Source organism: Streptomyces griseocarneus (assembly GCF_014655595.1).
Lineage (GTDB): Bacteria > Actinomycetota > Actinomycetes > Streptomycetales > Streptomycetaceae > Streptomyces > Streptomyces griseocarneus.
The window spans coordinates 560424-572975 of record NZ_BNBL01000002.1 but is presented as its reverse complement, the minus strand read 5'-3'; the positions used below and the strand labels follow the sequence as shown (position 1 = coordinate 572975).

Below are 12552 nucleotides of genomic sequence, written 5' to 3'. Positions count from 1 at the left end.
TGGTGCGTGGGGGCCTCCCGCGGGGGTGCGACCGGCTCCGCGTCACGCTTTCGGATGGCGGCCCGCCGGCGGTCCGGCCGCCGCGCGGGCGTGGGCCGTCGGGATGACAGCGGGCGGCGTCGAGGCGTTCCCAGGGGTTGGCGGGGAGGGTTTGGGATATCCGTGCTGTCATGGCGCGGCATGGGCGGAACGACAGCGGGGGCGAGGAACACCGGCACTACGGCGGACGCGAACATGCCCGTCCGGACGCGGGGCCCGGCCGGGGCGAGGGGCCGGGGCCGTACGGTACGCGGGACGCGCCCGACCAGCCGACCGACATGGGCAGGAAGTCGTGGTGGGCGGTGTTGCGCCGCACGGCGGCGGAGTTCAAGGACGACGAGCTCGCCGACCGGGCGGCGGCGCTGACCTACTACGCGGTGCTGGCGCTGTTCCCCGCGCTGCTGGTGCTGGTGTCGCTGCTGGGCGTCGCGGGCGAGTCGGCGACGAAGAGCATCCTGGAGAACCTGAAGAAGTTCACGCCCGGCGCCGCTCGCGACATCGTCACCGACGCGGTCGAGCAGCTGCGGTCCACCGGTGGCGTCGGATCGATTCTGGCGGTGGTCGGTCTGCTGGCCGCGCTGTGGTCGGCATCGGGGTACGTGGCGGCGTTCATCCGCTCCGCCAATGCCGTCTACGACATCCGCGAGGGGCGCCCGGCGTGGAAGGTGACCCCGTTGCGCCTTGCCCTGACGCTGGTGCTGATGGTTCTGGCGTGCGTCAGTGCGTTGCTCGTGGTGTTCACCGGAGCTCTGGCCCGGCAGATGGGCAAGGCGCTGGGCGTGGGCGACGCGGCGCTCACGGTGTGGTCGATCGTCAAGTGGCCGGTGCTGGTCCTGCTGGTCACCATCATGATCGCGATCTTGTACTGGGCCGCGCCGAACGCGCGGGCCCGCGGCTTCATGTGGGTCACCCCGGGCAGCTTCCTGGCCCTCCTGATCTGGCTGGCCGCCTCGGCCGGCTTCGCGCTGTACGTGGCGAACTTCGGCTCGTACAACAAGACGTACGGCACCCTGGCCGGCGTGATCATCTTCCTGGTGTGGCTCTGGATCACGAACCTGGCGATCCTGCTCGGCCTGGAATTCGACGCGGAACTCTCCCGGCAGCGCGCGATCATCGGCGGACACCCCCCGGACGAGGAGCCCTACATCCAGCCCCGCGACACCCGCGCCTGGCCGGACAAGGAGCGCGAGGACCACGAAGGCCATGAGGACCGCGACGGCCGCGACGGCACGGGCGGCGACTGACCGGGGCGCGGGGAGTGGGGTAACGATCCTTCCTGGGCCTCCGTCGCTCAGTGCGCGGGCAGGGGGCCGGCCGGGTCCATGGCGGTGGTCGTGGCACGCAGGGCCTGGCCGGCCGCCAGCTGCCGGTAGACGGCACTGCGGGCGAGGAGTTCCTCGTGCTGTCCACGGGCGATGACGCGGCCCGCGTCCAATACGACGATCTGGTCGGCGTGCTGGACGGTGGAGAGCCGGTGCGCGATCACCAGGAGCGCGCATTCCTGAGTGATGTCCTTCAGTACGCGGCCCAGGGCAGCTTCGTTGATGGCGTCGAGGTGAGAGGTGGGTTCGTCCAGCAGGAGCAGCGAGGGCCGGGTGAGGAGGGCGCGGGCCAGGGCCACGCGCTGCCGCTCCCCCGCCGAGAGGGTGCTTCCCCTCTCGCCCAGCATGCCGGTCAGACCGCCGGGGAGGCGGTCGACCACCTGGTGGAGGTTCGTGAGTTCGATGACGCGCTGGACGTCGGCCGGGCTCGCCGTGGGGGCGGCGTAGGTGAGGTTGTCCCAGAGGGAGCCGTGGACGACGTGGGTGTTCTGGTCGACGACGGCGATGCGGGAACGGCAGTCCGCGCGGCTCAGTCCGGCCGCCGGGCGGCCGTCGAACAGCAGCGTTCCGGAGTCCGCTTCGTAGAAGCGTGCGACCAGGGCGAAGATCGTGCTCTTGCCCGCACCGGAGCTCCCGACCAGGGCGACCTGTCGCCGGTGCGGCACGGTGAGGGAGACGCCTCGCAGGACCGGGCGGTCCGGGAGGTAGCCGAACCGGACGTCCTCCAGGGCGAGGGCGGGTGCTTCTCCGCCGTCGGGCGGTGAAGCCTTCTCCGTCCCGGCAGGCGTGGTCCGGCGCGCGGACGGGCCCTCGGCTTCATCCGTCGCGGGCTCGGGTTCCGGCGTGGGCTTCGCCTCCGCGGGTCCCGTGGGTTCCGCCCGGAGCGCGAGGGCTTCCTCGATGCGCTGGAAGGCGCCCATCCCCCGCTGGATCAGGCCGACGGCACGGAAGACCGACGACAGGGGCACCACCAGATAGGTGGCGTAGAGCAGGAAGGCCACCAGGTCACCGAGCGAGTTGGCGTGCCCGTTGACGCGCATGCCCCCGATGACCAGGACGAGCAGGAACGATCCGTGCACCGCGAGCTCGACGGCCGGGCTCATCACCGATGCCAGCCGGGCGGTACGGACGCCCGCGTCGTACGCCGTGTCGACGCACTGGCCGATGCGTGCGGCCTCACGGTCCTCGGCCCGGTGGACCCGCACCATGGGCAGCGCGCCGAGTGCCCGCTCGAGGTCGGCGGCGATCGCCCCGACGGCTCCCTGCATGCGCTCGGCGGCGGCGCGGATCCCGGCCAGCAGCGAGCTGACGACGACGGCGGCCGCGGCGACGGTCAGTGTGACCAGGAGCAGCAGCAGAGGATCGATCCAGACCATCAGGGCGATGGCACCCACGGCGACGAGGGAGCCGGTCACCAGGTCCACCAGCGCCTGGGAGACGACCTCGCGCAGCAGGGAGGTATCCGCGGTGACCCGGGATATGAGGTCACCGGTGCGGTGCTTGTCGTACTCCCGCATCTCCAGCCTCAGCAGGTGGCTGACCAGGCCGCGGCGCAGTCCGCGGACGATCCTCTCCCCCATGCGCTCCAGGACGAAGCGGCCCACCGCGCCGGTGGCCGCCTCGGCCAGGAACAGGCCCGCGAGGAGCAGGAGCGGCCACACGAGGTGACCGCCTCCGCTCGCGTCCACGATCCTCTTGGCGAGCAGCGGCTGGGCGAGCCCCAGGACGGATCCCACCAGGGTGAGCACGGTGGCGACGGCCATGGAGGAGCGGTGGCCGGTGGTGAGCCGGAACATGGCCACGACCGCGCCCCGTGCCGAGCGGTCGTCATCGCGTCGCGTTGTCCTGCCCACCTTCGCTCCCGGGGTTCGTCACGTGTTCGCCCGGTGCGCGGGCGGCACGGTGATGAGGCGGCTGAAGTAGTCGTCCGGTACTCCCTCGTCCACCGGGCGACCGTCGATCTCGACCCACGCGTGCGCGGTGAAGGGCGGCACCACGCGGACTCCGGTGCACCAGGTCGGCCAGGTGCCCCGCAACCGGCAGAGCAGGGCGGTGGCCAGGGAACGCGGGAGGCAGCCGCGCGGGCCGGCGCAGAACAGGCTGACCGCGCACACCGCCTCCCGCGCGGTCCTCGCCTGCGCGGCGGAGGCCGGCACGGCTCCGCGTCGTACGAGACCGAGCACGGTCCGGATCCGGCGCGGCGGCAGGAGGGACAGGCCGAAGGCCACGAGCAGAACGAGCCGCGCCCCCAGCTTCCGTGCGAGAGGAACGCCGGTCGGCCGGTGCAGTGCGCTCGGGGTGGTCATGAGGCGACCAGCCCCGCCTGCCGCAACTGCCCGATGAGGGCGGCGACGTCGTGCGCCGCCTGGGGCCGGTCGATCGCGAATTCCGCGACGACCGCGTCGACCGCGTCCGCTTCCCCGCCCCCTTCCAGCAGGGTCTGGACGACCAGCGTGCCGGTGGGATTGAGCTCCCAGTACTGGCCACTGCGCTGGTCCAGCAGAACCGTGCCGTAATCGGTCCTCGCGGTCGAGACGTCCGTGGCGAACCGCAATGCCATGAATACCGTTCCCTTTCTGCGGAACGCCGGCGCGTTCTCCGCCGGACGCCGGCGCACCTCGCGTGTCAGGTACTGAGGGCTTTCTCCTGGTGTTGCGGCAGGTTCCGCAGCCATACCTCGCAGGCGATCGTGGAGTAGAGGATCGCCTCCTTCAGTCCGGGAGTGGAGGGCCGCTGGGCGAGGGTGCGCAGGGCGCCGCCGTCCACCAGGCCCATGCGGTCCAGGTGCGAGCCCTCCCACAGCTCCATCAGATCGCCGCGGTGCTCGCGCAATCCGTTGGAGGCGTCCATCGAGGCATGCGCCTTGTTGGAGCGCCGCAGGCATGCGTCCGGTACGACTCCGCGCATGGCGGCGGCCAGCAAGGGCTTGTAGGCCCAGGGGGTGACGCGCTCGGCGGGATCGACCGCCAGGCATTCCTCGATCACCCGGTCGTCGAAGAACGGCGAGGCCATCGGCACGCCCGCCCGGGCCGCCATGCCGTCCCACTGACGGACGATCCGGGTGCAGATGCGGACCTGCTCGAGGTCGGCGTGCAGGCCGCGGTCCGGGTGGAGCGGCTCGGCACGCGCCGCCGTGTCCCGCAGGGCTCGCCCGACGGCGTGTGCCGCCTCGGGCGTGACCCAGTCGAACAGGCGCGGTGAGGAGCCCCAGCCCAGCGCTCCGTCGACCGGGGGCGGCAGGGGGTCGCGCAGCCGCCGGCTGGAGGCGGCGAGCCACTGTCCGTACGGCCGGGAGTCGGCCAGGACCCGCGCCGTGTCGCCGAGCGGCCACTGGAAGAGGGTTTTGAAGCCGCGCAGCTGCCGCAGGGCGAGCAGTGGTCGCGTGCGGATCAGGCGGTGGTAGTACGCCTCGGAGCACCAGGCCACGTGGTCGCCGCCGATGCCGGTCAGGTGCAGCCGGCTGCCGCGCTCGGCCAGCCCCGGCAGGTGGTGCAGGACCCGGGCCCGGTCCATGACCCCGATGGTCGGTTCGTCCATGAGGTCGTCGATGGTCAGCAGGCCGGTGTAGACCAGCGGGGACTCGTCGGCGTCCCAGACGACGTGCTCGACGTCCGGGAGGAAGCCGGCGGCCTTCTCGGCCCAGTACAGGTCGCTGTCCGCGGGATCGCGGCCCGGCCAGGTGCTCGCCACCACATGGGCGGGCGAGGCGGCCGCGAGGAAGCAGACCGAGGTGGAGTCGAGACCGCCGGAGAGGTCGCAGCTGACCACGCCGCCGTCGCGCGTGCGGGCGTCGACGGCCTCGGACAACGCCTGCCTCACCCGGGGGGCACCCTCGGCCAGGGAACGCGTCGGCTCCGGGGGCGTCCACCAGCGTGAGCGCCGGGCCGTCCGCCCGTCGGGCGCGATGATCAGCGCCTCCTCCGGGGGCACGGCCGTGACACCACGCCACAGCGACGACTCGAACAGCGGGTAGGGGACGGGCCACAGCAGCCGGGTGGCCAGCTGTTCCTCGTCCGGCTCCGAGCCGATCGCGGCGGCGAGCACATCGGCACGGGTGGCGGCCACCTCCACGCCGCCGACGGACGCGTGGAAGACCAGGCGGAGACCGGACGCGGTTCCCTGCACACGCAGCCGTCCGTCGAGGGCCGCCACGAGGTGGAAGCTGCCGGACAGTTCCCGGGCCAGGCCGTCGAGATCGGCGAGGTCGCGTATCCGGGCCGCGTGGCGCTCGAGCTCGGCCGGCCCGACCGGGCAGCAGCCCACGACAGCGATGGCGGTCCGCCCGGCGCGAGCCGTGACGATTTCCTTCTCGCTCCACCGGCCGATCAGCCAGGGCCGGCCGGAAGCGTGATCGAGGGTTCGGGATGGGGGGCGGGGGAAGGAGCGGGCCGCGGCGAGCGCGTCCTCGCAGTCCGGAAGGACCACGAAGTGCGCGTCACCGGGGCCCACTCCCCCCGTCTCAGAGGACGGCGGCATGGCGTCGAATCAACCTGCCGGCGCTCAGTTCTTGCTGAGGATCAGACGGTCGTTGCCGTGGGTCTTCAGCAGCCCGGTCTTCTTGCGGAACGTACCGAGCTGAACGAGCGTCGGAGCTTCGTACGCCTTCTTCATGAGATCTCCTCAGATTGGGTGTACCCGAGACCCTGGCCAATTCGGGGTCCGCGATTTCCGGTCCCCGAAGCAGCGGAACTCGTGCATTTCGCGCCGCACGCCAGGGCGTTGAACGTATGAAAATATTAGCCACACCCCCGAGAGGCGTCGCAACCTCTGTCGGGAATTCGCCGTATCAGAAAGTTCAATCAACGCCGCCACCGATACGGCTGATGCCAGGGTGATTTCGGGATTCTCGAGGGAAGGGGAAACCCGTTCACCAGTGCGGCGAAATACGAAAAGCCCTTCACTTCGTGCGGCTTCGTTCGGCGAATTCACGTCCAGGGCAGACGTTTTCGACGGGGACACCGGCTGTGCGCCCACTCCGTACGGGCGCGGAGGGGCGGTCGAACGGGTGTGAAGGAGCAGTGGGTGGCGGCGTTGGCCCGGAATCGTTGCCGCCTGCGCGGCACGGCCGGTATGCCAGGGGTGAGGACGTCGTGCGCGACCAACCCTCCGCCGTGCCCCGTACGGTGGAGAGAACGCAGAGGCAGTCGATGAGCCAGGACCAGTCGGGCCCCTACGGCATACCGCCGCACCAGCCGTACCCGCCGCCACCGTCGCGGCCACCCGGCAGGGGAGGCAGGGGCAGGACGATCGCCCTCGTGGCGGGGGCGTTCGTCCTCGTGGGGGCGGTCGCGGCCGGCGGAGTCCTCCTCATCCAGGGAAAGGACCGGCGGGAGCCTTCGCGGGCCGCGGAGAACAGCCCGCCCGGGACGGCGGGCCTCGGCGGTCTCAAGGGCGCCGCCGCGCCCGGCGACGGCAAGCGCTACCGGCTCACCGCTCCCGAGACGATCCTGGGCGGCACGTACAAGAAGGACCCCGTCACGAGCCGGGATCCGTTCCACGACGTGGACAAGCAGACCCTCGCGATCGTCGGCATCACCGACGCGCAGAGCGTCGGGGCCGCGTACAAGTCCGGCACCACCGCCACCTCCCCCCTCAAGCTGGCCAACTTCGGCGGCCTGTGGGGCGGGGTGAAGGACCCCGAGGCGACGGTGGACAACATGTTCCGCACCCTGATCCTCGGCATCCAGGCCGATCCCACGGGCAAGCCGGAACTCGAGGGCAGTCCCCGGGCGTTCAAGCCGGACCGGCTGGACGGCAACGCGGTGATGAAGTGCCAGAAGATGAAGACCACCGACCCGTCCCTGGGCCCGCGGACCTTCACGGTGCCCGTGTGCATCTGGGCCGACAACAGCACCGTCGGCGTCGTCTCCTCAGCCGACGCCGAGACGATCCTGCTCCACCTGGACCCTTCACTGGACAAGGCGGCCGACGTCACGGCGAGGATCCGGCAGGACGTGCGCGTGGAGATCGCCAACTGAGGGAGGACGGGCTGCCGCGCATGTGGCCGGGGACCGCCCGGACGGCGGCCCGGCCTCGTCACTCCGGGGGCCGGGGGTCCTGTGCGGTGCGCGGCCGGAGTGCGGTGAGCTCAAGGATCCGCGACGTTCTCTCCTCGTCGAGGCTGTCGCGCAGAATGCGGGTGAAGGCGTCGTCGCCGAGTTTCGCGCGTTCCTTCCGCAGCGCACGGATATTGCGGATGGCATTGTCCGAGGTGATGCGCTCGTTGATGGACAGGGCTTCCACCATCAGCGGGACGGCCAGGTCCGAAAGGCCTTGCTCCGCACGCAGGTTGCCGATTTCGGCGTAGTCGAGCGCTATCCCCTTCCAGTCCCTCTGCTGTTCGTCGATCGCCAGGGATTCCAGGTAGCACCGCTCGGCGAGCGCGTAGTCGCCTCGCCGCTGGGCGATCGTGCCGAGATGGAAGGTGCTGTTGGAGACGCCGGACGGGTTCCCGAGCCGCTTCTTGATGGCGATGGAAGCGCGGAGGTGCTTCTCCGCTTCCGCGTAGTCGTGCCGGCTCTCGTGGACCCGTCCGAGCTGGTGACGGACGATGGCCACGTTCGTGTCGTCGCGCATCCGCTCGTAGATCTCGAGTGCCGCCAGATAGCGTGTCTCGGCCTCGTCCAGGTGCCAGGTCTCCAGGCCCACCAGGCCGAGGTCCTCGTGGCATTTGGCGACACCGCGCCGATATCCCGCCGCCTCGCAGATCGGCAGTGCCCGTACCAGGCACATCCGGGCCGTTCCGTAGTCCCCGTCCTTGAAGGAGTCGATCGCCCGCAGGATGTACGCGCTTCCCAGCGGGGTCGGGCCGTCCGGGACCCGGGACCGGGTCAACCTGACGTACGACTGGGTGAGTTCCAGCACGTCCACGGCCTGCCCGGGATCCATGTGCTGTCCGAGGACATCGCCGAAGGCCTGGGTTCCGAGCGCCATGCACTGGATGGCCAGCCAATCTGTGCAGCCCGACCGGACGGTCTTGCCGAGCCATGCCTCGAGCGTGCACGGCACCGCTTCGGCGACACGCCCCAGGACCGTTCGGACGGCGCCGAGCATGTCGTTGGCCTTGGCGAGGAACACCCGTTCGCCGAGGGCCGTGAAGAGGGTCCGGGCACGGGCGAAACAGGTCTCCGCCCAGGCCAGGTCGCCGAGGTCACGTGAGATCTCGCCGAGTTGCAGGCAGCATTCGGCGATGTGCCGGTTGCTGCCGATGTCCTCGAAGACTTCCAGGGCGGCCCTGATGTGCAGCTGAGCCGTCTCGTGGTTGAAGACGGCGGCCGCGATCCTCGAGAGCAGGATCCTGCCGCTGCCGATCCTGATCCGGTCGTTCAGCCGGGTGTAACCGTCCAGGGCGAGGTTCACGCACTGTTCGGCCTTGGCGTAGTCCTTCGCCCGGAGGGCCAGGAGGGCGATCTGGTGGTGGCTTGCCGAAACGCCCTCCAGATCACCCGCTTCCTCCGCCATGGCCAGCGCGTCGAGATACAGCTTCTCGGCCGCCCGGTCGTCTCCCCGGTCCAGCGCCAGCCCGGCGAGTTCGTGGTAGGCGAAGGACATGGCCCACCGGTCGCCGATCCGCTCCTTGAGCGACAGCGATTGCTTGAACAGCCGTTCCGCATCCGCCGCCTGCCCCCGGTGATCGGCGATGATTCCCAGATTGTGCAGCGCGGCCGCGACATGTTCGTCCGACTCCAGGCTCCGGAAGGTGGCCAGCGCCTTCCGGTACAGCGCTTCCGCCTGCGCGTAGTCTCCCCTGCGCTTCTTCAGCCCGGCCAGGTCCGCGGTGAATTCGGCCGCCTGGAGGGATCCCCGGGGCACCATCGTGAGAGCCTCACGGCGCAGCCGCTCCTCCCTGGACCACTGCCCCGCGGCCTCGAGTTCGCGGCAGGCCAGCCTGGTGCACTCGAGTGCCTCGTCCATACGGCCACCGGCCAGATGGTGGTACCTGGCTTCGATCACCTGCTGGATGTACTCGACGGGCTCGGAGGTCGCGCGGCCGCGCCAACCCCAGTAGTCCCCGGCTCTGCGGTGGACAGCGGTCAGCCGGCTCCGCCCGGCCCGCCGGGCCAAGGACTCCGCCGTCCAGCGATGCACCAAATAGCCGGAGTCGGCGGGTGCCAGCAGCCCGAGGTGCAGCAGCCTGCCCATCGCGTGCTCCATGCCCTCCGGGGCCGGCGGCGGCTGCTCGCGTTCCGCCACGGGTGCCGCCTGCCAGGCCAGTCCGGCGGTGTCCACGGGCAGCCGGTACACCGACGCTCCCAGCAGCAGCTCCCCGGCCAGGGGCACCGTGTCGAGCCGGGCCAGCAGCTGGGGCAGCAGCACGTCCTCGGCGATCAGCGCCCCCGTCTCGGCCAGCACGTCGCCCAACCGGCCGGGCGCGCCGGTCTCGACGGTCGCGACGGACCCGCCGGTGCGCTCCGCCGTGGCCGCTCTCAGGCGGGCGGTGACATCGTCGAAGCGCCCGACGCCGTCGCGCAGCAGCGCGTCGAGGTACTCCAGGGACCGCGGATGGCCGCCGAGGCGGGTCCACACCTGCCGCTTCTCCTGTGGCGTCAGCCGGTCGATGCCGGGCAGCCGCCACATCAGCTTCCGTGTCTCCTGCCAGGACAGCGGGCCGAGGTGGTGGGACTCCAGGCCGGGCACGTCGAAGGGGAACCTGCTGGTGATGATCAGTGCCTGGCGTTCCGCCCAGGCGGCCAGGAAGTCCGCGAGGTCCTCGTCGGCCGAGTGGAAGCCGGTGTCCAGGTTGTCCGTGTCCAGGTTGTCCTCGGCGTTGTCCAGCACGAGCAGGACCGGCAGCGAGGCGTCGCCGACCGGTACGAGACGCTCCCGCCAGTCCCGGGTCTGCTCGGTCAGCACCAGGACCAGCTGCCGCAGCGGGTGGGTCCCGGTGATGTTCCGCGCGGCGCAGTGGGCCACCAGCCGGCGCCGGAGCTCTTCCAGGACCGCCTCGGCGCCCGTCTCACCGCTGACCGTCACCACCAGCCCGCCGGCCGTCTCGTAGCGCCGCGCGAGCTCGGCGGCGAGGCTGGTCTTGCCGATGCCGCCGATGCCGTGCAGCAGCATGCGCGGGGCCACCCGCGACAGGCGGCGCAGCGTGCGTCTGCGGCCGATGAAGTCGCCGGGGCCGCGCGTCACGCGGTCCCGTACGGTCGCCGTCGCGGGCGGGCGGCCGCTGCGGTCCGTGGCGTCGGCGTCGGCGTTGGCGTTGGCGTTGGCGTCTGTGCCGGCGTCGTCCGGTCCGGTCAGCCGCAGTCCGGGATCGCCGAGGAACAGCACCGGTGTCGCCCATTCCGGCAAGGGCCGGGGCGCGTCCTCCATCGCCCGCCGGACCCGGGAGAAGACGGTCAGCAGGTCGGATTCGCGGTCGCGGGCGAGGCCTTCGTAGAGGCGGGCGCACAGGTCGGTGGCGTAGTCGTCGCTGACGGCGCCGTTCATCGCCAGTACGGCCGGCGCTCCGTGCTCGAGCAGGCTTCTGGCCAGCCCGGGGCGCCCGCCGTGCTCGTCCCGGGCCGTGGAGCACCCCGCCAGCACGATCAGCGGCACCGGGCGTCCGGGCGGCAGGACCTCGGCCAGGAAGCGGGCGGCGTCCACCGGGTCCTCGTCGCCCGTGTCGGTCTCCAGCAGCAGGGCGCCGGGGCGGGCGTGGCAGGAGACGTGCAGGATGCCGACGGGTTCCTCGGCGAGTGCCATGCCGATCGCCGAGGTGCTGCCCCATTCCAGGACGCGGACCCCCACGCCGCCGCGGTGGCAGGATTCCACCGCGTCCAGGATCCTTCCCAGTTCCCTTTCGTAGTCGAGCAATTCGCGGCTGCTCCCGTCCGGGCTGCCGATCGCCGCGAGGATGCGCAGCGGGCCGCCGACGGCGTCCGCCCGTGGTGTCGCCCGTGGTGTCGTCCGCGCGGTCCGGTAGAGGTCGACGCCCTCGTCCAGGGCCAAGGGGGTGGGGCGGCCGGGCGGTACGAGCGCTTCCCAGGGCAGGTCGGCCAGGGTGGGGTCGGTCACCTCGATGCCCAGCCGGTGTCGGCCGGGCCGCCGTAACTCCCCCGCCAGCGCCTCGCCGAGGGCACCCCCCAGGAAGCGGTGTCCGAGGGCGACGCCCGCCTCCCGCAGCAGCTCGGCCGACGGCTGCCGTCGCAGCCGCCACAGCAGGTCGGCCGTGCGCTGATCTGCGGCCCTCGGCACATGACCGACCCGATGGCCTCGGATGTCACCGGTTACTCGCGTACTGCCGACAACCAACCGGATCACTTGCGAACCCCCTTTGCTGCCATGATGGGTAGGCGGCCGACGACAGCGCAACGGCCGGGACGAAGGGGCGGGGCGAAGGGCGGGGGAGCATGGCCGGAGAGCCGGAGGAACCCACGGAGATCAACGCGGTGCGCGTCGGCGATTCCGGCGAGCTGGAGTTCTTCGACGGGCAGAAGTGGCTGCCGTACGTCGATCTCCCGGACGACGACCCCGGTCCGCTGGGTGTCGCCTTCCGCGGGGACACCTCGTGAGTGAGGAGCCTCAGGCCGACCGTCCCGGCACCGCGACGCTCGACGCGCTGCCCTCGCCCCTGGACTCCGTCGCCGACAGCCGGGCCACCGCACGCTGGCTCATCGCCTCGACCGGCGCGGTGGGCGCGCTGCTGCTCGGGGGCGGGCCGCTGCTCGCGGTCGGCAGGATCACCGACTGGGAGCACGCGGCGTGGGCGGGCGGCGGCATGCTGGTGGCGCTGTCCGGTGTCGCCTGGGCGATCTGGCAGATCAGTGAGGTCCTGGTGCCGCCCATGACCACGCCGGCCTCCCTCGGCGAACCGGCCGTGCGCGGGCTCCGTGAGCAGCTCGACGCCGCTCCTTGGTACTACTTCGGCTCCGTGGCCACGAGCGTGGAGGACCTGCTGCGGCACCGGCGGATCGCGGCCAACATCGCCCGGCGGCTGGCGTCGGCGGAGCCCGGCGAGCGCGCCGTGCTGAGGCAGGGCCTGCTGACCGCGCACCGCAACATCGCGAGGACCGACCCCTGTCTGCGGTGGCTGCTCGCCACCGCGCACGCGTGGCAGGTGCGGGAGAGGCTGCGCAGGGCCCGTCGGCACACCTTCCTCGGTGGCGTGCTGGTCATCGCCGGTGCCGTCACCTTCCTCTGCTCGACGGCCACCGCACGCTGACCTCTCGCATCGCGGTGCGGCCTCCTCCTCAAGTAGGGCTTCGGG

Annotated in this window: 10 protein-coding genes; 4 read left to right on the top strand and 6 right to left on the bottom strand. The window is 71.6% G+C overall.

Going from position 1 to position 12552, the window contains the following annotated elements:
- Positions 1-170: 170 nt before the first annotated feature.
- Complete coding sequence (locus IE295_RS08440; RefSeq protein ID WP_190062881.1) at positions 171-1283, top strand: YihY/virulence factor BrkB family protein; 1113 nt, start codon at positions 171-173, stop codon at positions 1281-1283.
- Positions 1284-1330: 47 nt separating this feature from the next.
- On the opposite strand, the gene IE295_RS08435 is transcribed toward IE295_RS08440, so the two are convergent.
- The 5 genes from IE295_RS08435 to IE295_RS08415 form a co-directional block, all read right to left on the bottom strand.
- Entirely contained in the window at positions 1331-3157 is a 1827-nt protein-coding gene (locus IE295_RS08435) for an ABC transporter ATP-binding protein (protein WP_190062985.1), read from the bottom strand.
- Positions 3158-3232: 75 nt separating this feature from the next.
- Complete coding sequence (locus IE295_RS08430; protein ID WP_190062880.1) at positions 3233-3667, bottom strand: lasso peptide biosynthesis B2 protein; 435 nt, start codon at positions 3665-3667, stop codon at positions 3233-3235.
- Positions 3664-3921 carry a lasso peptide biosynthesis PqqD family chaperone gene (locus tag IE295_RS08425; RefSeq protein ID WP_190062879.1) on the bottom strand — a complete coding sequence of 86 codons (258 nt, stop codon included), beginning with the start codon at positions 3919-3921 and terminating at the stop codon, positions 3664-3666. The genes IE295_RS08430 and IE295_RS08425 overlap by 4 nt, the downstream gene beginning before the upstream one ends.
- A 65-nt stretch (positions 3922-3986) precedes the next feature.
- The gene (locus tag IE295_RS08420) at positions 3987-5837 is read right to left on the bottom strand and encodes a lasso peptide isopeptide bond-forming cyclase (protein ID WP_190062878.1); all 1851 of its coding nucleotides are present in this window, start codon (positions 5835-5837) and stop codon (positions 3987-3989) included.
- A gap of 24 nt (positions 5838-5861) precedes the next feature.
- A complete protein-coding gene (locus tag IE295_RS08415; RefSeq protein ID WP_190062877.1) occupies positions 5862-5972 on the bottom strand; it encodes a keywimysin-related RiPP in 111 nt (36 codons plus the stop codon).
- Positions 5973-6451: 479 nt separating this feature from the next.
- On the opposite strand from IE295_RS08415, the gene IE295_RS08410 reads away from it, so the two are divergent.
- The gene (locus IE295_RS08410; RefSeq protein WP_190062876.1) at positions 6452-7339 is read left to right on the top strand and encodes a hypothetical protein; all 888 of its coding nucleotides are present in this window, start codon (positions 6452-6454) and stop codon (positions 7337-7339) included.
- 58 nt (positions 7340-7397) lie between these two features.
- Here the strand turns inward: IE295_RS08410 and IE295_RS08405 are convergent, their stop codons facing one another.
- Positions 7398-11540: a tetratricopeptide repeat protein gene (locus IE295_RS08405; protein ID WP_190062875.1), complete on the bottom strand. Its 4143-nt coding sequence runs from the start codon at positions 11538-11540 to the stop codon at positions 7398-7400.
- 155 nt (positions 11541-11695) lie between these two features.
- On the opposite strand from IE295_RS08405, the gene IE295_RS08400 reads away from it, so the two are divergent.
- Complete coding sequence (locus IE295_RS08400; RefSeq protein ID WP_190062874.1) at positions 11696-11857, top strand: hypothetical protein; 162 nt, start codon at positions 11696-11698, stop codon at positions 11855-11857.
- Positions 11854-12507 carry a hypothetical protein gene (locus tag IE295_RS08395; RefSeq protein ID WP_190062873.1) on the top strand — a complete coding sequence of 218 codons (654 nt, stop codon included), beginning with the start codon at positions 11854-11856 and terminating at the stop codon, positions 12505-12507. The genes IE295_RS08400 and IE295_RS08395 overlap by 4 nt, the downstream gene beginning before the upstream one ends.
- Positions 12508-12552: the final 45 nt, after the last annotated feature.